Origin of the sequence: Snodgrassella alvi (assembly GCF_002777745.1) — a bacterium.
Classification (GTDB): Bacteria; Pseudomonadota; Gammaproteobacteria; order Burkholderiales; family Neisseriaceae; genus Snodgrassella; species Snodgrassella alvi_D.
In genome coordinates, this window is the sequence record NZ_MEIO01000001.1 from 46,980 (window position 1) to 70,308 (window position 23,329).

Annotated in this window: 19 protein-coding genes, 1 tRNA gene and 1 pseudogene; 10 read left to right on the top strand and 11 right to left on the bottom strand. The window is 41.1% G+C overall.

Annotated features, from left to right (window positions below):
- Positions 1–64 precede the first annotated feature (64 nt).
- From BHC51_RS00200 to gpmI, 3 genes are all read right to left on the bottom strand, one after another.
- On the bottom strand, positions 65–1,639 hold the full coding sequence (locus tag BHC51_RS00200) for a S41 family peptidase (protein WP_100153051.1): 1,575 nt from the start codon (positions 1,637–1,639) through the stop codon (positions 65–67).
- A gap of 141 nt (positions 1,640–1,780) precedes the next feature.
- Positions 1,781–3,025 carry a murein hydrolase activator EnvC family protein gene (locus BHC51_RS00205; RefSeq protein ID WP_218966345.1) on the bottom strand — a complete coding sequence of 415 codons (1,245 nt, stop codon included), beginning with the start codon at positions 3,023–3,025 and terminating at the stop codon, positions 1,781–1,783.
- Between the two features lie 56 nt (positions 3,026–3,081).
- Positions 3,082–4,605: a 2,3-bisphosphoglycerate-independent phosphoglycerate mutase gene (gpmI, locus tag BHC51_RS00210; protein ID WP_100153053.1), complete on the bottom strand. Its 1,524-nt coding sequence runs from the start codon at positions 4,603–4,605 to the stop codon at positions 3,082–3,084.
- A 216-nt stretch (positions 4,606–4,821) separates the two neighbouring features.
- Here gpmI and BHC51_RS00215 point away from each other — a divergent pair, with 216 nt between their 5' ends.
- The 4 genes from BHC51_RS00215 (at position 4,822) to BHC51_RS00230 (ending at position 7,240) form a co-directional block, all read left to right on the top strand.
- Positions 4,822–5,400: a YqgE/AlgH family protein gene (locus BHC51_RS00215; protein ID WP_100099043.1), complete on the top strand. Its 579-nt coding sequence runs from the start codon at positions 4,822–4,824 to the stop codon at positions 5,398–5,400.
- Positions 5,393–5,854, top strand: coding sequence for a Holliday junction resolvase RuvX (gene ruvX, locus BHC51_RS00220; protein ID WP_373885645.1), 462 nt, complete (start codon positions 5,393–5,395; stop codon positions 5,852–5,854). Before BHC51_RS00215 ends, ruvX begins: the two co-directional genes overlap by 8 nt.
- A gap of 272 nt (positions 5,855–6,126) precedes the next feature.
- Positions 6,127–7,038 carry an acetylglutamate kinase gene (gene argB / locus BHC51_RS00225; protein WP_100153054.1) on the top strand — a complete coding sequence of 304 codons (912 nt, stop codon included), beginning with the start codon at positions 6,127–6,129 and terminating at the stop codon, positions 7,036–7,038.
- 126 nt (positions 7,039–7,164) lie between these two features.
- A tRNA-Asn gene (locus tag BHC51_RS00230) sits at positions 7,165–7,240 on the top strand.
- A 60-nt stretch (positions 7,241–7,300) separates the two neighbouring features.
- On the opposite strand, the pseudogene BHC51_RS00235 reads toward BHC51_RS00230, so the two are convergent.
- Positions 7,301–7,702, bottom strand: a pseudogene (locus tag BHC51_RS00235) (FKBP-type peptidyl-prolyl cis-trans isomerase); the annotation flags it as partial.
- An 889-nt stretch (positions 7,703–8,591) separates the two neighbouring features.
- Between BHC51_RS00235 and rho the strand changes: the two are divergent.
- Positions 8,592–9,854, top strand: coding sequence for a transcription termination factor Rho (gene rho / locus BHC51_RS00240; protein WP_100099040.1), 1,263 nt, complete (start codon positions 8,592–8,594; stop codon positions 9,852–9,854).
- Between the two features lie 350 nt (positions 9,855–10,204).
- On the opposite strand, the gene BHC51_RS00245 is transcribed toward rho, so the two are convergent.
- A complete protein-coding gene (locus BHC51_RS00245) occupies positions 10,205–10,942 on the bottom strand; it encodes a UDP-2,3-diacylglucosamine diphosphatase (protein ID WP_100153055.1) in 738 nt (245 codons plus the stop codon).
- A 19-nt stretch (positions 10,943–10,961) separates the two neighbouring features.
- Positions 10,962–11,315, bottom strand: a complete 354-nt coding sequence (locus BHC51_RS00250; protein ID WP_100153056.1) for a Spx/MgsR family RNA polymerase-binding regulatory protein — start codon at positions 11,313–11,315, stop codon at positions 10,962–10,964.
- A 195-nt stretch (positions 11,316–11,510) separates the two neighbouring features.
- Between BHC51_RS00250 and BHC51_RS00255 the strand changes: the two genes are divergently transcribed.
- Positions 11,511–12,152: a hypothetical protein gene (locus tag BHC51_RS00255; protein WP_100153057.1), complete on the top strand. Its 642-nt coding sequence runs from the start codon at positions 11,511–11,513 to the stop codon at positions 12,150–12,152.
- Between the two features lie 141 nt (positions 12,153–12,293).
- Here the strand turns inward: BHC51_RS00255 and secF are convergent, their stop codons facing one another.
- From secF to putP, 5 genes are all read right to left on the bottom strand, one after another.
- Entirely contained in the window at positions 12,294–13,229 is a 936-nt protein-coding gene (gene secF, locus BHC51_RS00260) for a protein translocase subunit SecF (RefSeq protein WP_100099036.1), read from the bottom strand.
- A 2-nt stretch (positions 13,230–13,231) separates the two neighbouring features.
- Positions 13,232–15,088 (bottom strand): protein translocase subunit SecD, encoded by a 1,857-nt coding sequence (gene secD, locus BHC51_RS00265; protein WP_100136253.1) that lies wholly within the window; start codon positions 15,086–15,088, stop codon positions 13,232–13,234.
- 89 nt (positions 15,089–15,177) lie between these two features.
- Positions 15,178–15,477, bottom strand: a complete 300-nt coding sequence (gene yajC, locus BHC51_RS00270) for a preprotein translocase subunit YajC (RefSeq protein ID WP_100099034.1) — start codon at positions 15,475–15,477, stop codon at positions 15,178–15,180.
- Positions 15,478–15,604: 127 nt separating this feature from the next.
- Positions 15,605–16,279 carry a RadC family protein gene (gene radC, locus BHC51_RS00275; protein ID WP_100153058.1) on the bottom strand — a complete coding sequence of 225 codons (675 nt, stop codon included), beginning with the start codon at positions 16,277–16,279 and terminating at the stop codon, positions 15,605–15,607.
- Positions 16,280–16,401: 122 nt separating this feature from the next.
- Entirely contained in the window at positions 16,402–17,889 is a 1,488-nt protein-coding gene (gene putP / locus BHC51_RS00280; RefSeq protein ID WP_180296379.1) for a sodium/proline symporter PutP, read from the bottom strand.
- A gap of 1,139 nt (positions 17,890–19,028) precedes the next feature.
- On the opposite strand from putP, the gene radA reads away from it, so the two are divergent.
- The 4 genes from radA (at position 19,029) to BHC51_RS00300 (ending at position 23,252) form a co-directional block, all read left to right on the top strand.
- Positions 19,029–20,402 (top strand): DNA repair protein RadA, encoded by a 1,374-nt coding sequence (radA, locus tag BHC51_RS00285; RefSeq protein WP_100153059.1) that lies wholly within the window; start codon positions 19,029–19,031, stop codon positions 20,400–20,402.
- Positions 20,403–20,503: 101 nt separating this feature from the next.
- On the top strand, positions 20,504–20,806 hold the full coding sequence (locus BHC51_RS00290) for a putative quinol monooxygenase (protein WP_100153060.1): 303 nt from the start codon (positions 20,504–20,506) through the stop codon (positions 20,804–20,806).
- Between the two features lie 132 nt (positions 20,807–20,938).
- Positions 20,939–21,592, top strand: coding sequence for a fumarylacetoacetate hydrolase family protein (locus BHC51_RS00295; protein WP_100136250.1), 654 nt, complete (start codon positions 20,939–20,941; stop codon positions 21,590–21,592).
- Between the two features lie 181 nt (positions 21,593–21,773).
- On the top strand, positions 21,774–23,252 hold the full coding sequence (locus BHC51_RS00300; RefSeq protein WP_100153061.1) for a glycosyltransferase family 39 protein: 1,479 nt from the start codon (positions 21,774–21,776) through the stop codon (positions 23,250–23,252).
- The last annotated feature ends 77 nt before the right edge of the window (positions 23,253–23,329 follow it).

Consider the following 23,329-nt stretch of genomic DNA (forward strand, 5'->3'; position numbering starts at 1 on the left):
TGCTTTGTTGTAATCACAATAAAAAACAGATAGCTTTGCTATCTGTTTTTTTTAACGATGTTATTTATTTCTTATCTTTTTTATCAGTGGTTTTAACAGGCTTTTTGGCCGCCAGTCCCAGTGATTGATTCCATTTAACAGGGTCTTTTACCAAATCAAGAGCAGCTTTTAATTGTACATCTTTAGCTGGATTGGGTTCACGTCGTGCCAGCCAATCTTCTTCATCTTTTTTCTTGCTGTCTTTTTTACTGGCAGCATTGGTAACTTTACCATTTGGGTCTGAGTCAGCTGATGGTACATTGGTTTTAATGTCCTTGGAGCTTTCTTTATCAGTATTACCATCTGTATCCTGAGTTGCAGGTTCACTTGTTGCCGTAGCAGAGGTAGATTTTTTGTGGCCGCCCAGTAGCTCGCCGTTAACTTCCTTACCTCCCAATGGGTTACTCAAATGCCCACCCAAATCAGCCTCGCGGCTTTCAAATTTGCGGTTTTTATCTTTTACTTCTACGTCAGGTACGATGCCTTGTGCCTGTATAGAGCGATCATTAGGCGTGTAGTATAAAGCTGTGGTGAGTTTAACTGCGCCACCATTGGATAATGGAATAACAGTTTGCACAGAACCTTTACCAAAACTCTGTGTACCCACAATCACGGCACGCTTGTAATCCTGTAATGCACCGGAAACGATTTCTGAAGCCGAGGCAGTACCTGAATTAACCAGAACCGTAATTGGGATGGTTTTTAACTCATCAGGTATATTAAGCAGTGGGTCGTTGCCTTTTACAATATAATCCTGTGGAATTGCTTTTAAAACCATTCCTTCCTTTTTATCCCGGTTTTTGGTGCTGACCACTTTTACTCCAGGTTTCAAGAATACTGCGGATACGCCAACAGCGCTGTTTAATAAACCACCTGGGTCATCACGTAAATCCAGTACCAGACCTTTTAAGTGCTGCTTGTTCTGTTTTTCCAGATTGCTGATGGCATCCGCCAGCAGACTTACTGTGTGTTCCTGAAACTGGGTAATACGTACATAGCCATAATCTGGCTCCAGTAGTTTGTAGCGCACACTTTTAACTTTAATAATTGCTCGTGTCAGGTGTACTACGATAGGTTGAGTCTCATCCTTGCGAGCCAATGTCAGCGTAATGCTGGTTCCTGGTTTACCACGCATTTTTTTCACAGCTTCGGTGGCTGTCATGTTGCGGGTGGATTCATTGTTGATTTTAACAATGTAGTCTCCGCTTTTAATACCAGCGCGATCAGCAGGGGTATCCTCAATTGGTGCGACTATTTTAATCAATCCGTCTTCCGAACTGATCTCCATGCCCAAACCACCAAATTCACCAGTGGTGCTTTCTTGCAAATCGGAATAATCTTTAACAGTCAGGTATTCTGAGTGCGGGTCAAGATTATTGACCATACCTTTCATCGCACCTTCCAGAATTGCATCATCGGTTTTATTCTCGACATAATTGGCTTTAATCTGTCCATATACTTCAGCCATAGTATGCAGAGATTGTACTGGTAAAGCTTCGGATTTTTCATTGGCATAGCCTTGTAAACTCAGGGTAAGAATCACGCCACTGAAAGCACCTAATGTATATAAAGCAGCTTTTTTTAATCTAGATTTAGCCATTATTTCTATTGTTCTTTCTGATAACGACAATAATTCAGGGAGTAAATATTTTTTTATAACGAGAATTTATAAAAATTCAAAATCGAACAAAGTGTACACCATTAAAGTTATAGAGGTAATAGCATACTGCCATAAACTGCGTCAACGTATCCATGATAATGGGTTCATTGCTTGATTATGGTAACGAATTTCAAAATACAATCCGTTTTGACCATCCGGTAATTTACCACTTATACCAATGTTTTGACCAGCGCCAACCACATTACCGGCAGAGATATTGATAGAAGATAAGCCCGTGTAAATGCTGATATAGCCTTCACCATGATCAATAATAACGGTTTTGCCATAGCCTTGTAAGAATGCTGCATAGGCAACTGAACCACTAGTGATACTATGTACAACAACATTATTGCAGGAAAAAAACAGGCCTTTCCAGATACCACCATTCGGTCTGCTCTCGCCAAACTTCCCGATGACAGTACCGTTAACTGGGTGTGGTAGATGTCCCTGTTTTTGTGCTAGTCCTTTGTTTACTGGTAATTTTATGCTTTCCGTAGCCTGTAAAGCCATATCTTCAGCGGTTAAAGTAGAAGGTAATTTAGTGCTATCTACATTGATATTATTAGCAGTGGTGGTTGTAGGCGATTGACTGGATGTTTTTGATTTATGAGTATTATTTGGCTTGGTGGAGTTGGCAGGAGCCTGAGCCAGACGGCGCATGGTTGCCTGTGCAGACAGGCGACTGAGCAGATTGTTCAATCGTTTTTCATCTGCTTTTAACGATTGTAGCTTTTTATTCTGCAAGGATAATTGCTGGTTAAGAATGCTGGATTTACTTTGCTGGCTCGTATGCTGGGCTTGCAATTTGTTAATAAGTTGCTGCTGTTTTTGCTGCAATGAAGCCAGCTGTTTTTGCTGAATGCTGACTGCCTGTTGCTGGGCATTCATACGCATCTGCTGCTCACGCAGGTGTTGAATAACCTGTTCATTAGCTTTATTCAAGTAACGAATGTATTGTAAAGACCGGCCTTTCTGATCTGATGGATCTTTTTTTAAGATTAAATACACGCTGTTAGGTTGACGGTTGCGATAATGTGCATTGAGCAAACGTGCTATCTGGGTCTGAGTTTCGGCAATCTGAGTACGGGTTTTATCCAGATCAGTTTGCAATATTTGTAATTGCCGCATACTGACTCGGTGCTGCAGCTGGATACGGCTAAGTTCATTCTTGGCACGATCCAGCTGCTGGCTGGTAGCCGCCATTGAGGCATCGATTTTTTTCTGTTCTACCGTAGTTTTACTAATCTGATTCTGTGTTACTGATATAGCCTGATGAATTTGTTTGAGTTCACCAGTTGGCTGTATTTTCTGGTTATTGGCTGCCATGGATACAGATGTAACAATACTGCAACAGACTAGATAGAATCTGATTGGCGCTTTCATTATTTATCTGCAAATTCAATCAGGTTTTGGCCAGTCATTTCTGTTGGTGGTGCCAGTCCCAGAGCAGTTAATAATGAAGGTGCTACGTCTTTAAGGGCACCGCCAGTGCGGATTGTGGCTTTCCGTCCAATGTATATAAATGGTACTGGTTCAATGGTATGCTGAGTATGAGGCTGCTGATTCTGCTCATCGTACATGTGCTCACAGTTACCATGGTCTGCTGTAATGATAACTTCTCCACCTGCAGCCAGTGCCGCCTCAACCACATGAGCTACACAGCTATCCAGGGTCTCCACTGCCTTGATGGCTGCATCAAGTGAACCAGTATGGCCAACCATGTCACCATTGGCAAAATTACAAATAATAACGTCATGACGATGATGTTGCAGGCTGTCGATAATCTGCTCAGTAATGCCGATGGCGCTCATCTGCGGTTGTAAATCGTATGTAGTTACTTTTGGCGACGGTATCATAATTCGTTCTTCGCCAATATAAGGTTCTTCCCGTCCGCCACTGAAAAAATAGGTTACATGTGGGTATTTTTCTGTTTCGGCTATACGAAGTTGGCTAACTCCTTGTGCAGCCAGAAATTCGCCCAGACCATTATTTACTGATTGACGTCCAAACATCACCGGATGAGCAAACTGTGTACCATAAGCAGTAATGCTGGCAAAATATCCGGGCTGTACCTGATGTTTACGTTCAAAACCGGTAAAATCGGTAAAGGTAAGCGCCTGTGTTAATTCACGCGCACGGTCGGCACGGAAATTCAGAAATAAAATGGCATCGCCATCAATTATGCCTGCCTGTGGACTGACAATTGTGGGTTTAACAAACTCATCCTGTTCACCTCGAGCATATGCCGCTTCCAGCGCAGATACTGGTGAAACAGCCTGATAAGAGGTGTCGCCAAACAATGCATTATATGCCGCTTCTACACGATCCCAGCGGTTATCCCTGTCCATGGCAAAGAAACGCCCAACTACAGCACCACATAATACTTGCGGATGCTGCTGCATATAATGTTCCAGACGTTGCAGATAGGGGCGGGCACTTTGAGGAGGAGTGTCACGGCCATCCAAAAACGGATGAACAACAATCTTCTGCATACCTGCTGCTATTGCTGCATCCATTACTGCAAAAAAATGCTCTATGTGGCTATGTACGCCACCGTCGGAAAACAGTCCTAACAGATGCACAGTGCGATTAGGGTTATTCCATGCCTGTTGCAATACTGGATTATGTTCAAGTGTATGTTCTTCAATCGCCATATCAATGCGGGTAATATCTTGTGGCACAATCCGTCCGGCACCAATATTCAGATGACCTACTTCGGAGTTACCAAACTGACCCGCAGGTAAACCAACCATACGTTCTGAAGCATCGATAGTGCCATAAGCGTAATGATGACGATAATGGTCAATATGAGGTGTATGTGCCAGCAAAATGGCATTATCATCACCCTCGGCACGATGGCCGAAACCATCCAGTATTAAAAGAACAATCGGTTTGGTTAATGACACAGTTGGCCTTTCTGTGATGATTTGCAGGCTGCTTTGAATAAGCTGCCATTAATATCTCTGTGTGAATCTGCTTTTAAGAACCGGATAAAATAATCCAATTTAGAGTAAGATATGATTATAGCGAAAAGCACTGGCTTGAGAAACTGCCAGACAGACCCAATTTAACGATAAATTAATTTTGTATAGTCTGATATCATTTTCATGGATAAGCTCAATATGGCTGCACAACAAGGCGCTTCTACCAGTTTTTCTCTGACTAATCACTTTCTGATTGCTATGCCTGCGATGGAGGATCCGTTTTTTAAAGAAAGCGTGATTTATCTTTGTGAACATAGTGCAGAAGGTGCCATGGGTATTATTGTCAATAAACCATCGCCGATTATAATGGATTTGCTGTTTGATTCTGCCAAGACACCTACGCCAGAACGTTTTCATGGTCAAAATGTACTGATGGGTGGTCCTGTTCAAGTAGACAGAGGTTTTTTGGTGCATACTCCTGCTGGATCATGGGAAAATAGTTTAATGGTCACTGATGATATTGCCATGACTACTTCACGCGATATTATTATGGGGCTTACTCAGGAAAATGAAGTAAATAAGGCTGTAGCCACCATCGGCTATTCAAGCTGGACGGCCGGCCAACTTGAGCAGGAGATTGCAAATAATAGCTGGATCACGACGCCGGCTGACACACAAATTCTGTTTGATATGCCTTATAAGCAACGTTATAAGGCGGCATTACAGTTATTGAACATCGATATTACCAATCTGAGCGGATTGATGGGTCATGCCTGAGTTAATTATACCTTCCATACAGCGTGGTACCATTTTGGGCTTTGATTTTGGCACCGCACGAATTGGTGTGGCTGTAGGAGAAGCTGAGCTAGCTACTGTACATCCGCTGGAAACCATTGCAACTGTCAGTAATGAAGAACGTTTCAGCCGTATTGCAGCACTAATTAAAGAATGGCAGCCTCAGGCTTTAGTTGTAGGCTTACCCACACATGCGGATGGTGCAGATGATGATGCTACCGCATTATGTCGACGATTTGGTAACCGGTTACATGGTCGCTTTCATTTACCTGTATATTGGGTAGATGAGCGATGGACATCTGTTGTGGCTGATAGTCTGTTAAGAGAAGCCAATGTATTTGGCAAAAAGCGTAAGCAGGTATTGGATCAGGTTTCAGCACAGGCAATTCTAAGTACTTTTTTTAGTACCGGTGCCTGTCTTGCACGGCTGGATTAATTATTTCTGCTTCAGCGGTTTGCCAGATTTTCTTTACTGATTCTCGTTATAAATCAAGATAAATTTAACCCCACTGTTTAATGTACACTTATCTGAAATTTGTCCTGTTTTACTTTCTAATATAAAAAAATAGCCTGTTTTCTTGCACTTCTTAAATGTTTCAAGCACATGAATTAATCTTCTGATGAAAAATATGGTTTTATTTTATCGAAACCAGATATAAACTTAACTTTACCAAGCAGAGAAACGATTAATTCATACTAGGAGAAACAATGTGTACAGACAGTATTATTGGTCTTAATATTATCGAAGCTAAAACCAAAGCAAATATTCTTGCTGAGGCGTTGCCATATATCCGTCGCTTTTCTGGGGCGACAATGGTAATTAAATATGGTGGAAATGCCATGACTGATCCACAATTGAAAGAGAATTTTGCTAAGGATGTAGTATTACTCAAGCTAGTGGGTATTCATCCAATTATTGTACATGGTGGTGGTCCACAGATTAATCAAATGTTACGCAAAATGGGCAAGGAAAATCACTTTATTCAGGGTATGCGGGTCACTGACAGTGAAACTATGGATATAGTGGAAATGGTGCTGGGCGGCTGGGTCAATAAGGAAATTACTTCTTTGCTAAATCTGCATGGTGGTCATGCAGTGGGAATTACTGGCCGAGATAATCATTTTATCAAAGCTGAAAAACTGTTCATCACTACGCCTGAAAATGTGCAGCAGGATATTGGGCAGGTTGGGGAAGTTAAAGCAATAGACACTGCTTTGATAAAGGAAGTGGTAGAACATGGTTATATTCCTGTTGTGGCACCTATTGGTGTAGGTGAGCGAGGAGAGGCGTTTAACATCAATGCTGATGTAGTGGCCGGTAAGCTGGCAGAAAGCTTGGAGGCAGAAAAGTTGATTATGCTTACCAATACCATCGGAGTACTTGATAAAAACAATCGGTTATTGAGTCGTTTAACACCTAATGATATCAAAGCACTAATTGCCGATGGCACTTTGCAAGATGGCATGCTGCCCAAAATCAATGGTGCATTACAGGCTGCTATGCATGGAGTGCACAATACTCATATTATTGATGGGCGCGTTCCACATGCTCTTTTGCTGGAAATATTTACTGATAACGGTGTCGGAACAATGATTCTTGGACAGGAGCAGGCTGAATAAATCAATTTAACTTGTTTATCAATATTTAATTATCTACTGTGAAATTATATACTTAATAAAATTTGTACAACAAATTTGTTTAAAAAGCTTGACAGAAAAATTACAAACGCTATAATCTCGCCTCATTCCCTGATAGCTCAGTCGGTAGAGCGACGGACTGTTAATCCGCAGGTCCCAGGTTCGAGCCCTGGTCGGGGAGCCAGATTAGAAAAAAGCACTCAAGTATTTGAGTGCTTTTTTCATTACTAACTTCTGCGATTCTTTATTCACCAACTTTAATCAGTTTTACATCGAAAATTAATACGCTATTAGCTGGAATGGCACTTGTTGGACTTTGTTCACCATAAGCTAAATTTGCTGGAATATAAAAAGTAAATTCACTTCCTTCGGACATTAATTGCAGACCTTCAGTCCAGCCTGGAATAACAGCATTAAGCGGAAATGTGGCTGGTTGATTATTTCGTTGCGCCGTGCTGTCAAATACTGTGCCATCAATTAACCGGCCTTCATACAGTACAGTAACCATATCTGTAGCCTTAGGTTTTTTACCTGATCCTTGATGATTAACTTTGTATTGTAAACCTGAAGCAGTGGTTTTTACTCCTGTTGCCGTTTTGTTTTTGGCCAGAAACTCATCTCCTGCCACCTGTGGGTTTCGTGTAGCTGAAACAGAAGCAGTTACCGGCTCATTGCTGTTATTTTTATAACCATTATCAGCGGAATTACAGGCTGATACAGCCAGCAGAGTGGTGATTCCCATAATGGTGAAAGGCAAGTGTTTCATAATTTCTTTCTAAACGTTGGAAGAGGAGTAATTATAACAGCCATCAAGAAAAAACAAATTTTCTGCTTTACATAAAACAATTAAGTGAAGGCAAAAATATGGCTACAATGCTTTTAAAACTGATAAAAGGCATGTTTTCAGACATCAAGTTCTACTGGGGACTGGTTGGTAATAATTAATATCATTTTTGAAAATATGGGTGATCACAGTAAGTTATTTTGGTGTTTTGTCGCAGCAGAACAAATTGGCTAAAACTGTTGTCTTTCTGACACCTTCATCTTTGTTTTACACTAGTATACTAAAATTAATAATAAGGTATGCAGACTCCTTGAATAACAGTATATCGTTAAAAATTAATGAATTTTATAACAATAAACAAATTATATTAACCTGAATTATGGCTTACTTGAGCTACTTCTATGAATGTTTCCATGAAGAAATAAAAAAATATTATGCTTGTTTAATCAAATGATATTTGATGGATGTCAGATTTTCATTTTGCGGGTATGCTTGTTACAGTGTTGTTTGAATGTTGATAATGGCTTGACACTATCAGACTGGCAGAATAGAATTGCATCTCATAAGAAGAGGTCAATTCTAAATCTTAGTTTAATGTCTATTGTGGCGGGTTTAAACCAAATCGACTTTCAATAAAAACCTTACCATTCTTTTGCATGCACCATGTATATAAGGCTCGGTAACTGGAATTATTATGAGTCTCTGACTCATTTTATCTTAAATTCTAATAAATAAGTTCATTTATATCTTTATGCACGTTTCTGAATTACAAAACCTACATGTGTCTGAATTATTGGGCATAGCTGAAGAATTTGGCATCGAAAATGCCAACCGTTTACGCAAACAAGACCTTGTTTTTGCGATTGTGCGCATTAAAATGAAGCAGGGAGAGGCGTTTACCTGTTCCGGTACGCTGGAAATTCTTCCCGACGGCTTTGGTTTTCTGCGCAGTATGGATACATCCTATTTGGCCGGGCCAGATGACATTTATGTCAGCCCAAGCCAGATTCGTCGCTTCAATCTGCATACTGGTGACACGATTGAGGGCAGTGTACGTGTACCTAAAGATAATGAACGTTATTTTGCGTTGGTACGTCTGGATAAGATCAATGGAGACAATCCAGATGTGTGTAAACATAAAATTCTGTTTGAAAATCTGACGCCATTATTTCCAGACCGCCAGTTTGTGCTGGAACGGGATATTCGTTCTGGTGAAAATCTCACTGGCCGCGCCATTGATCTGATTGCTCCGATTGGTTTTGGTCAGCGAGCCTTACTCGTGGCACCGCCAAAATCTGGTAAAACAGTGATGTTGCAAAACATTGCCCATGCGATTACGGCCAACTATCCTGAAGCAGAGCTTCTTGTGCTGCTAATTGATGAACGTCCTGAAGAAGTAACTGAAATGACCCGCTCAGTTCGCGGTGAAGTGGTTTCTTCTACCTTTGATGAACCAGCTACTCGTCATGTACAGGTAGCAGAAATGGTGATTGAAAAAGCCAAACGTCTGGTGGAGCATAAAAAGGATGTAATTATTCTGCTGGATTCGATTACCCGTCTGGCGCGAGCATACAATACTGTTATTCCGGCTTCTGGCAAAATTCTTACCGGTGGTATTGATGCGAACGCCCTGCATCGTCCCAAACGTTTTTTTGGTGCAGCCCGTAATGTAGAAGAAGGTGGCTCATTAACAATTATCGCTACTGCACTGGTTGAAACTGGTAGTCGTATGGATGATGTGATTTATGAGGAATTCAAGGGTACAGGCAATATGGAGTTGCATCTGGATCGACGCATGGCTGAAAAACGTCTATTCCCAGCAATCAATATCAACCGTTCTGGCACTCGCCGCGAAGAATTGTTGGTTTCCAACGAGCATTTGCAGAAAATGTGGCTATTGCGTAAATTCCTGCACCCAATGGATGATATCGAGGCAATGGAATTTATTATTGATAAATTAAAACAGTCTAAAAATAACGCAGACTTCTTTGATTTAATGCGTGGAAGCAAATAGTAAAACGTTCTTGCTTACTTAAACCGTGTTTTCCAAAACACGGTTTTTTTATTTCAATCAATGTTGCCGTGATCAGACAATATTCCGGTTCAACTGGTCAGATAAATATGGAATACTTACTACTGAATCTACAGCAAACATGAATTTCTAATACTTCTGATGTGCTTTCGTGCAGAAAGTTTCGTGATGATACTGCGAGTATTGAACCAAACTGCAAGAAGAAAAGGTTGAACAAAACCATACTGCTATTATTTAGTACGGCTTTGTTGTGTATACATGGACAGGGTAGAGTTGGCGGAAATGATAAATTTGAGCGGTAATTATCTTCGCATAAAAATCAATAAATCTGATTAAAGCTTAAGCTCGTGTATGTGTACGCCTTCTGCGTCAACAGCCAGATAGCCGCCGTAGTTTTCACTCCAATCCTGTATTACGTAACGCTTGAAAGGTTGGTTGTTTAACTTTGATTCGTGCACGGCAGGGCGGTGAGTATGGCCGTGAATCAGTGTAGGCAGAGTGGCCTGAGCATGACTAGCCATCAAGTTATGAATAGCACTTTCAGTCACGTCGGAGATTTCGCTTTTACCTTCATTGCTTTTGCGCGTTTCACTCATCTGGCGGATTTGTCCGGCCAGTAAACGTCGTTCAGCAATGGGTTTATTTAGTACAGCCATTTGCCACAGCGGATTGCGAGATTGAGCACGGAATTGCTGATAGGCAACATCATCAGTGCATAGTTCATCACCATGCATAATTATATAATTGTGATTATACAGATTTATTTGCTGAGGAGCTGTCAGTAGCTTTATACCGCTTTCAGCTGCAAATTTTTCGCCTAGCAGGAAATCGCGATTGCCGTGAATAAAATAAACTGGGGTACTAGTAGTGAAAGTTTTGAGCTCGGTTTTAATGCGACGGATAAAATCACTGTCATCATCATCACCAATCCATACATCGAAGAAATCGCCTAGTATATATAGGGCATCAATATTACCTTTCCATTCATGCAGGCAATGCTGAAATAATTCATTTAATCGGGGCGTATGTTCGGAAAGATGTAAATCAGAGATAAAGATAGTAGTGTTCATGGTTTGTATGGTGAAAGTATCAGGCTAAAAATTCAGTATACTGTTGTGCGTCAAAACCAACCAGCACACGCTGGTTATTTACCAGCACAGGGCGCTTAATGACAGAAGGCTGGTTAATCATTAGGTTAATAGCTGCTTCATTGGAGCTTAATGCATTCTGCTGCTCATTAGTACTTAATTTACGCCATGTGGTACCTTTACGATTAATCAGTATTTCTTTCGGAATCTGTGTAAGCCAGAACTGAATGTCTGTAGTGACAGGTGGAGTTTTTTTGAAATCAATAAACTCAGCACTAATATGTTGCTCTGCCAACCACTGGCGCGCTTTTTTAACTGTACTACATTGGCCGATACCGTAAATTCGGATACTCATAAATGAAAACCTGTATGTTCAGATAGGTTGGTATTATACCGGTTTGCCCATATTAGCTTAAGTGTTGGTTTTATGCTGATTGGCCGTTCAATATTGTTTTAGCAGAGGTCAGTTATACTGGCTGCGTTGCCAATCTGGCATATTGGCAGTATGCTTTAATCAGGACAAATTTTAATTTTATGAGGAAAGCCGAAAATGAAAAAGATTAGTATGCTTGCCGCTAGCCTGTTACTAGCTGCTTGCAGTGGTAAGCAGGAGGCGAGTAACAATAATTTTACCGAGGCAATTAATGCGTTTACTAAAAATGACAAGGTTTGTCTGGCTGTTAATCTGGCGTTGGATAATGCTCAGGGTGGTATAAACAATACACTCACGCTTGGCAGTAAAGAAATTCGTATTGCCAGAAAAAACAGTGAGGGTGATAAAATTAATCAGACTGCTCTAAAGCAGATGAAAATTCTGACTGACGCAGATTTGTACGAAAAAGGTAAAGATTCCACTGTAACAGTTGATGGTGAGCATGAGATTCCACAGGCTGTATACTATAGAACCAGTAAAGGTGAGGCTAATGTGCTGAATAATGCACAAGGTAGCATGTTGTGTCTCGGTACACAGAAAGTTGATAAAATTATACTCTTTACTGAACCAACGCCGGCAAATGGAATAACCATTTCCAAAGTGGTTTATGATGCTAAGCTGGTGCCGGAAAAATGGGCGCAGGAGTTGCTCAAAACTACGGATAAAAATTGGTGGAAATCTTTGCAGGAACCTCAACGCCGTACTGCTGTACTGATATTAACAGATAAAGGCTGGAAAGATGAACGGGAACTGCATTAGGTGAATGTTCTGCTGTGCTTTTTTGCTGTCTAAAAATGATCAGCAATTTTAATCAGCTATTAGCAGCATAGTTAAAAATATCTCCAGAAAAGTGTTTCAATCTGGAGATATTTTTTCGTATTAATCAATAATAATACTTATTTATACCACTGCTTCTTCTTTACGTTTTGGTGGTTTAACCAGATTCTGCCGGTTCAAGCCAAACATCAGCAGTAGCGGGCTGGCTACCAGTACGGAAGAATAAATACCGAATACGATACCAATGGTTAGAGCCATAGCAAAACCATGCAGGGCTGCGCCGCCAAAAACCAGCATGGAAATAACCATTGCTTCGGTAGAACCGTGGGTGATGATTGTGCGGCTCATGGTAGCAGTGATAGCGTTATCGATGATTGCCGGTACACTTTTACCGCGCATATGTGGTTTACGAAAATTTTCGCGGATTCGGTCGAATACCACGACAGATTCATTCACTGAATAACCGAGCACAGCCAGTACGCCTGCCAGTACAGTTAGAGAAAACTCCCAGCGAAATAAAGCAAAGCAGCCTAAAATAATCACTACGTCGTGCATATTGGCAATAATGGCCGAAACGGCAAATCGCCATTCAAAGCGCATAGACAGATAAATGATGATGCCAATAACAACCATGCCTAGAGCTAGCAGACCATGGGTAACCAGTTCTTCACCAACCTGCGGCCCGATAAATTCAACCTGTCGCAGGCTTACCCCTTGCTGATGCTGTTTGAGCAAGTCCATTACCTGATTGGATAATTGTGCAGAAGTCATGTTAGCTTTATTGGGCAAACGTATCATGATTTGCTTGTTGGTACCCAATGCCTGCACCTGTATTTCACCTAGTTTCAGCCCATCCAGCTCACTGCGGATCTTGTTTAAATCTGCACTTTGCTGGAATTCCACTTCCATCACGGTACCACCGGTGAATTCAACAGAAAAATTCAGCCCACGAGTGACAAGAAAAAATACGGCCAGAATAAAAGTAATTAACGAAATCGCCGTTGTCAGCTTACCATAGCTCATAAACGGGATGTCACGTTTGATTTTAAAGAATTCCATAATTAATTAGCCTTACTTTTACTGGTTGTAGCGCTATCAGCAATCCAGATATGGCCGATGGACAGCTTTTTCAGTTTACGTTTGCGGCCGTACCACAAGTTAACAATGGCACGTGAAACCACTACTGATGAATACATGGAAGTGAGAATACCTAGACAGTGCACCACAGCAAATCCACGGATAGGACCTGAACCAAAAATCAGTAATGCCAGACCGGCAATCAGTGAGGTGATGTTTGAATCCACAATAGTATGCCATGCATGGTCATAGCCGGCGTTAATTGATATCTGGGGTGTATTGCCATGGCGCAGCTCCTCACGGATACGCTCGTTAATCAATACGTTCGAGTCAATGGCCATACCCAATGTAAGGGCAATGGCAGCAATACCCGGAAGTGTAAGGGTAGCTTGCATTGCAGACAGAATGGCAATCAGAAACAGCAAATTGCAAGATAAAGCAACTACCGAAAACACGCCAAACAGCCGATAATAAAGCATCATAAATATGGCTACTACTACAAAGCCCCATAGGGTGGAATGGAAGCCTTTACTGATGTTTTCTTTACCCAGTGACGGACCAATAGTGCGTTCTTCGATAATTTTCATTGGTGCAGCCAGAGAACCGGCACGCAATAGTAAGGCAGTATCATTAGCCTCGGCAATACTCATATTGCCAGAAATAATGGTTTTACCACCTGGAATCGGTTCGTTGATTACTGGTGCCGTAATAACTTCAGCCTTGCCTTGATCGATAAGTACCATGGCCATCCGCTTGCCAACATTATTGCGGGTTAGGTCAGCAAAGATACTGGCTCCTGTGCTATCAAAGTTTACGCTGACACCAGGTTGTCCGCGATCGTTGAAACTGGCTTGCGCATCGTTGATGTTGTCACCAGTAAGCTCAACCTGCTTGCTGACAAGTGTTGGCGCACTATTGCCAGCAGATGGCAGCAATTCATATCCGCTTGGAGCATGTCCCAGCAATGCCTGCTGATACAGATTAGGGTCATCACTAACCATACGCACTTGCAGGGTCGCAGTACGGCCGATTATGTCTTTGGCTTTGGCTGTGTCCTGAACACCTGGCAGTTGTACCACAATTCGGCTAGGTCCCGCCTGCTGAATAACTGGTTCTGCTACGCCTAGTTCATTAACACGGTTATGCAGAGTGTTGATATTCTGTGTCACTGCATCAGTGCGGATTCTGGCCAGAGCGGTATTGCTCAGGCTGACAACCAGTCGATCTCCATTCTGAGTGAGTGTGGCGTCGTTAAGATATTTTTTTAAACTTGATACGGCTGTGGTGGCATCAGTAGCAGACTGAAACGGTATGACCAATGTTTGTCCGTTTTTAATAATATTGCCACTGCGGATTTGCAGTTTGCGCAACTGACGACGAATATCCCCAGCATAGCTGTCAAGTGTTTTGTCTACGGCTGAATCCATGTCAACCTGCATGGTGAAATGCACGCCACCACGTAAATCCAAACCCAGAAACATAGGTTTAGCGTGAATTTTTTCCATCCATTCCGGGGTGTTGGCCAGCAGGTTTAATGCCACGATATAGCCTTCGCCAAATTTGGTAGCTATAGCATCACGCGCTTTGAGCTGGGTTTCAGTATCGCTGAAACGCACCTTCAGGCTGCCATCGGTAATAAACATGCCTTGATGCTGGATATGTGCAGCAGCAAGCGCCTGTTTTACCGTATTTTCAGTTTGCTCATTAATGGTAATGGCCTGACGGTTGGTTGAAATTTGAACTGCTGGTATCTCGCCAAAAAAATTGGGAATGGTATATAACAGTCCCAATATTATTGAAACGATGATAAGCAGATATTTCCACAAAGGATAACGATTCATATTTGCTGCCTTGCTTGCAGACTGTTGTTTTATAATTCGGGTGAAGAAACAAAGGCCGCAACTGCGTAGTTGCGGCAGGGAAACTGACTTTATTCTGGTACTTTGCCACTAATAGCATTACGCTCGAATTCAACTTCTACTTTCGGCGCAATTTCTAATGTGAAATATTGTTCGTTTACTTTGGTAATTTTGCCGACAATACCAGCTAAAGTGATAACTTTATCGCCTTTTTTCAACTCAGTTAACATCTGCTGATGTTTTTTATGCTTGCTTTGCTGCGGGCGGATTATGAGAAAATAAAATACAACAAGTATCAATAAAAGTGGTAAAAATTGCATGAGGCCATTCTGGGCACCGGCATTGTTGGCAGCATAAGCAAAATCAATCATGGGGGTTACTCCGTATGATTCAGGTAAATAACGCTAATAAACCAGATATTGTAATCTGCAATGATAATTTTATCCAGTTTTGCACCGTATTACCTGTAAATAAATATTCTCAGACTATAGCTTATTGCTATAGCAAGTTTAATTCTGCCATAGATGTTGTTTTTTCAGCAGTAATGATAAAGTGATCCAGTAAGCGTATTTCCAGCAGATTCAGTGCGGCTTTTATTTGTCTGGTAAACTGGATATCACTTGTAGACGGCATCGTCGATTGTCCGGGATGATTATGTGCCAGAATGATTGAGGCGGCGCGATGATTTAAAGCGATGGTAGCAACTTCGCGGATGTACACTCTGGCTTCATTAATGGTGCCGCGTGCCAGTTCTGTGGTATGCATGAGTTCATTGCGCTGATTTAACAGCAGTGCTATACATACTTCCACTTTTTCATGGCCTATATGCAGTCGCAGGAAATCAGCCACTGCTTCTGACTGGGTGAAAATAGGGCGACGTTTGATTTCTTCTGCCAGCATGCGTCGGCTAATTTCGCGAATTACCGCAAATTGTGTATAACTGGTCATTCCCATGCCGCGGTGCTGACAAAGCTGCTGACAATCTGCTTCAAGCAAAGCTCGTAAGCTGCCCATTTTTGTGATGAGCTCACGCGCAAGATCAACGGCGCTCATGCCTCGTGTACCTGTACGCAGTAAAATGGCAAGTAACTCGGTATCACTTAGAGCAGCAGCTCCTTGTTTGAGGAGCTTTTCCCGCGGACGATCGTGTTGCGGCCAGTGCTTGATACTCATTATTACGTTTATGTCATTTAAAGACATAATCATAATATAACTTTGTAATAAAATAAATTGGCTCGTCGTTTGATCTTCTCTATTCACCAACTGCTCTAAACTCAGAATACTTTGAGCTAAGTCTATTCTGCTTGGTTGTGATAGCGTTTATATGCTTGTTTAAAATGATGTTGTACTATTTCGTTTGGCTTCTTATCACACAGACTAAAAATAATAATAGCAATAGAGGCAAATAGAAATCCGGGAATTAGTGAATACAGATTGAACCAGTTATAATTGATCCACAATAATACTGTTACAGTGCCTGCTATCATGCCGGCTAGTGCCCCGTTACGTGTCATTCGTGACCAGAATACTGAGAAAATAATAATCGGACCAAATGCTGCACCAAAGCCAGCCCATGCATGGCTTACTAAATTCAGAACGCTATTATCCGGATTAATTGCTAATAAAATAGCAATCAAGGATACTAATAACACCATAATCCGTCCAACCCACACCAGCTCTCTTTGTTTTGCATGGGGTCTAAAAAAAGCGCGATAAAAATCTTCTGTTAAAGCACTCGAACAAACTAATAGCTGACAACTCAAGGTGCTCATCACTGCGGCTAGAATTGCTGCAAGCACTATGCCAGCAACCCATTGATTAAATAGTAGTTTTGATAACTCTATAAAGATGCGTTCATGTTTGCCATTTTCAACCAGATATGTCAGTTCTGGATGATTAGCAAAAAATGCTATTCCAAAAAAACCAACGGTTATTGCACCGGCTAAGCATAAGATCATCCAGGTCATACTGATGCGACGTGCATTTTTCATTACTTCATGTGAATCAGCTGCCATAAATCTGGCTAAAATATGTGGTTGTCCAAAATAACCTAGTCCCCAACCAAGCAATGAAATAATTGCAATGAAATCCATATGAGCAAAGAGATTTGTGTAATCGGGATTAAGAGACTCAATATAAGTTATAGCGTCAGAAAAGCCGCCGGCGTTTATCATCACCATGATTGGCGTTAAAATCAGGGCAAACATCATCAGACTGGCCTGAATGGTATCTGTCCAGCTAACAGCTAAAAAACCACCAATAAAGGTATAAATAATTGTAGCACCGGCACCTGCTAACATAGCCCAGCCATAACTCATTCCAAATGTACTTTCAAACAATTTAGCTCCCGCAACTACTCCTGATGCACAATAAATTGTAAAAAAGATAAGAATGATAACTGCTGAAATAATACGTAGTAATGAGCTGTTATCATTAAAACGGTGAGCAAAATAGTCTGGTAAGGTTAAGGAATTATGATTAATTTCAGTAAAAACGCGTAATCGTCCTGCAATCAATAACCAGTTTAAATATGCTCCAGTCACCAAGCCAATAGCAATCCAGCTTTGGGAAATACCAAACAAAAATACTGCACCTGGAAGCCCCATTAACAACCAGCCACTCATATCGGAGGCTCCGGCAGAAAGTGCAGTCACCATACTGCCAATACGACGCCCACCCAGAATATAATCACCAAAATTTTGCGTTGACCGATACGCAAAAAAACCGATTGTAATCATTCCTAAAATATACACAGTAAAGGTGACAATCATTGGTAAGGACATATCTTTGAAAAACCTGTTTATGAAATTAAAAGAAATAATGAGCTAGTTTTATCACAAAAGCATCATGCTATTTTGTATTAGTTAATGCTTAAAAAAATAAAACAATGTGGCAATAGGTTACTTTTTCAATACGCATTAGTGAATTTGGATATCGACAAAAATAAATTTAGCCTGCATATAATCGATACATTAAGTATATAATACTTTACATGCACCCACTGATTATAATTATATCCTGAAGCAGGCAACTCGGATTTAAATATCGCAAGAATAAAAATTAATATTTAGTATTTTGGAACTGAACTTTCCTATCAATCATATGTTAACTTATGATTTATAAATAAATTTTCAACCTAGAATGCGGGTATGATTACGATCAAAGCCGCCAAAATATTATTGCATTGCCAATACTACCGAATAAATGTTAACGCTTTGGTTGTTAAATTAAAAAGATATTTGCACAATTTGTTTTGATCTGGATAGCTTGAATCAGAAATTAAATGTCCTGATATTGGAATAAGCGTAGCAAATATTGCTTTAAATCTTTCGTTTAGTTAATCCACTACTGCGTCAGTAACGTATTTTTTTGTGTCAACAATTACCTAAGGTAAAATCGTTGAAGTGGTAGAAGAAAATGAAAAATTTGTATTGCAGTCTTTTGCTTTTAAATGGGTAATTCAGTATAAGAATAGGAAAATATTATTATTCTGTAATGACAGCCGCGCCATTGGACGTATGTTGAAGATTCAATATGGTCGCTTACATAAATATATCAGAATGTAAAAGGCCGATATGTCGTTTTACCATCACATCCAAAGCTCAGGTAAAATGAATATATCACAAAATGATCTTACTAAATCGATTGTTACGTTGATAGCAGGAGAGTTAACTTGGCAATAGTTCTTGAGTAGGTGCATCATGTTTAATACTGTGTATGCCATGTCTAAAATGTTTTGATAGGAATATGGTTTTCAGAAATGCCCTTTGAAATTAAACAAGTTATTAAATATCAATCGTTAACTTCGTCAATATAAAGAAATCAGCTTAGTAACTTTAGATTGGCAGGCATATTGATCAGTATGCTCAATGCCATACTTCGTTTTTGCCAAGCTTAGAGAAAATGTTGTTGGAAGGATTTCATGGTAAAACAAAAAACTCAGTTTCAATGCCGTAGCTGTGGCGGTAATTCACCCAAATGGCAGGGACGCTGTCCACATTGCGGCGAATGGAATACGCTAGAAGAAACAGCAGTTTTGCCTGCTGCTGTATCTAATAGCCGTTTTCAGTCGTGGGTAGCTGGTCAAACACAGGTGCAATTGCTGGCCGAAGTGAGTGCGGTTGAAGTGCAGCGCACTGTTACTGGTATGGGCGAGTTGGACAGGGTTCTTGGTGGCGGATTAGTAGAAGGTGCGGTTATTTTGCTTGGCGGAGACCCGGGAATTGGTAAATCTACTTTATTGCTGCAAACTATAGCCCAAATGGCAGAGCAGGAATCGGTATTGTATGTTTCTGGTGAGGAGTCGGCACAACAGGTGGCTTTGCGTGCGCAGCGTTTGGGTGTGCATGCAGATAAAGTGCATTTACTGGCAGAAATCAGGGTTGAAGCGATTAGTGCAGCTATTGCACAGCAGCAGCCCAAAGTGGTGGTAATTGATTCGATTCAAACCATGTATTCAGATAGTATTACTTCAGCGCCTGGTTCAGTATCTCAAGTACGGGAATGTGCTGCCCAATTGACTCGACTGGCCAAACAGCAGGGTATCAGTATGCTGCTGGTGGGACATGTAACCAAAGACGGAGCGATTGCCGGTCCGCGTGTGTTGGAGCATATGGTAGATACAGTATTGTATTTTGAAGGGGAAACTCATTCAAATTACCGCATGATCCGGGCAATTAAAAACCGTTTTGGTGCTGCCAATGAACTCGGTGTCTTTGCAATGACGGAAAAAGGACTGAAAGGGGTGTCTAATCCATCGGCACTTTTTTTATCCAGCTATCGCGACGATGTACCCGGTTCCTGTGTGCTGGTAACACAGGAAGGTTCGCGTCCTTTACTGGTGGAAATTCAGGCACTAGTCGATGATGCACATGGCTTTTCACCTAAGCGGTTAACTGTAGGGCTGGCACAGGAGCGTTTGGCAATGTTACTGGCTGTACTGAATCGTCATGCCGGTGTTGCTTGTTATGATCAGGATGTATTTCTGAATGCAGTGGGTGGCGTCAAAATTACAGAACCGGCAGCGGATTTGGCTGTCATTCTGGCTATGTTATCTAGTTATCGTAACCGTCCTTTACCAGAAAAGCTGATTGTATTTGGTGAGGTTGGTTTATCGGGTGAAATTCGCCCTGTACCACGTGGACAGGAACGGTTACGCGAAGCGGAAAAGCTAGGATTTACACACGCGATTGTTCCGGCCGCTAATTGTCCGAAACGGGCAGCTGATTTTCCGCATTTGACTATCATCGGTGTGAACTCAGTTCAGGAGGGTGTAGATGCTACCCGGCGGGATTAATTTTATATTTGCCTGAAATTGATTAAAAGGATAGGCTTAAACCTGTAGATACAATTTGCGTATACTATTTATCTGATATAAGAATTGATGGAGATGAAGATATGTCACAACCAATTAAACTGATTGCCACAATGGAACTAAAAGCAAAAGTATGGCCGAACATTGCTGCAGCAATTGAGCAATGTGTGACTCTTTCACGCAAAGAATCAGGAAATGTATTCTATACAGTTAATAAAGACTTGAGTAAAGCTGATCGCATTGTGTTTATAGAATGTTGGGCAAATGAAGCTGCGATTATTGAGCATAACAGTACTGATCATTTTCAGAATTTGATTAAAACTGTTGAACCATATCTGCTTGAGCCCATGCAATTATTAAAATTAAGTGAAATTACTACATTTTAAGCCAATTTAATCGATTATTACGGATAATACCGGCAAAAGTTGTGATTTTGATAATCTTTTTTTGCCTGACTAATTAATTACTGTGCTCTGACAGTGAGTTATATTCAGGCGTGAATTATATTTTGGTGACATATGACGAAAACCATTCAAATTGAAGAGCAGGAAGCTACCTTAGGCAATATTTTTTGTATCGGAAGAAATTATTCAGAACATGTCAAAGAATTGCATAATGCCAAACCTGATGAGCCGGTTGTATTTCTGAAACCAACTTCTTCTCTGGCCCAGTCTGGCGATAATATAAAACTACCTAGTTATAGTCGGGATGTGCATCACGAATGTGAGCTGGTTATTTATATTAAAGAGGATGCTATTGATGTAGACGAAGATAAGGCACTGAATTATGTAGGCGGCTATGCAATTGGTTTGGATTTAACTGCGCGGGATGTGCAGACAGAACTAAAAAACAAGGGACTGCCATGGGAAAAAGCTAAAGGATTTCCCACCGCCGCCTGTGTTTCGCATTTTATTGCCCCAGAAAAAGTTGGTGATATCCAGACACAAGATTTTTGCTTAAAAGTTAATGGTGAAATACGCCAACAGGGCAATAGCCGTGATATGATATTTTCCTGTCGACAGATTATCAGCTATTTATCACGCATTTATGGTTTGCAAGCTGGAGATATTATTTATACTGGTACACCAGAAGGCGTTGCAGCGATCAAGTCTGGTGACGAACTGGAATTAATCTGGCCAGAAAAAGTTAAGGTTAAATTTCAGGTGATATAAATTTTTCCAACCTAATATATAATCTTAAGCGCAATTTTTGATAAATTGCGCTTAAGTTTTTTTAGGTTAGACAATTTGTGAAATTATCCGGATTGCTATTACAGGCACAGAACTTTGAAATTACCCCTAATCTTTACAGTGCCTTTATAATAATGTGTTTTTAAGAGCTGAAATCCTTTCCATGCCAAGTAAACCGCTTTCAGTCCGACTACCTTTATGGTTAGTACTGTATTTTATTTTGTGGACTGTATTACCTTTTGCGCTTTCCACCAGCTACCCATTAGATGTGCCTGAAGGTATTTACTGGGGACGTGAATGGCAGTGGGGATATTACAAACATCCGCCACTTTCAAGCTGGATACTGTATTCTTTCTATTATATTTTCGGACACATCGGTCCGTATATTCTGAGCCAGTGTACTATTGCATTGAGTTTGTGGCTGGCCTATCAGCTTGGGCGACAACTGATGAGCCGGAGCAGGGCATTTTTAGGTGCTTTGTTTTTATTGGCCATTTTTTACTACACATGGCCGTCACTGGAATTCAATCATAATATAGCGCAAATGCCGGTATGGCTTGGTTTGGTGTATATATTTTATCTCGCGACCCGACAAAACTGTTGGCGGTACTGGTTACTATTTGGCTTGCTGGCCGGAGCTGGCATGTTGGTAAAGTATACTGTTGCCTTACTGATTATTACAATGATACTGTATTCATTATGCACACCATATCGTCGTTTATGGTTGACGGCAAAGCCTTGGCTGGCAATCCTGATCGCCTTATTGGTTTTTGCTCCGAATGTATACTGGCTGATACAACATAACTGGTTACCATTGACTTATGCTTCTGCCCGCTCCGCAGAGGATGCCAGCCGTAATGGACATCTGGCCGCTTTGGGTTATCTGGGAACACAAATAATCAATCATCTGCCCCTTTTATTGATTCTACTTTTTACCCGCACACGTTTGAGCTTACGTACACCAATTCAGATATTGCTACATAAGTCTGATTGGCGTTTCCTATTATGGATGGGTCTGGCTCCTACCTTGATACTGAGCTGTGCCGGACTAATTTTCGGACTTGGTTTGCGAGATATGTGGGGTATGCCGATGTGGGGGCTATCCGGGCTGATAATCGTTGCTTTGATTCCGGAACAGGTATTTGCTGATAAAAGTACATCTTTGCTAAAAGCTATTGTAATCTGGGTATCCATCGTTACCATATTAATGGTTACCTATGTAGAATTTGGTGCCCGTATACGCCATAAACCCTCACGCATGGATTGGCCACAGACTGCATTGGCCTCACAGGCTGACGAACAATGGCAAACGCTTTCTTCATGTAAACTGGATAGTGTCACAGGTTCAGACTGGGTGGTACTACTGGTTGCTTCTTATTCAAATTTTGCGCCATCCGTGATGGTGTCGGGCGATGCGGCTTATTCACCCTGGATGAGCAGTCGTCGTTTGCAGGAGCATGGTACGCTGGCTTTATGGCCAGACAATGAACAGCCGAAAGTGCCATGGTTACAGCCCTTGGCACAGCGGCCTGATTTGGTTATGAAACAGGGGGAATGGACAATTGCATGGGGTAAACTACCTGATCGTGAACCACTGAAAATAAGGTGGCAGGCTTATATTCCAAAAAGATGTTTGAAATAACATGTATTTCTTTCAATAATAAAATTGGGTATTATTTATTTATCGTTTAAGATATTTGAATCTGCCAGTAGTCTGTG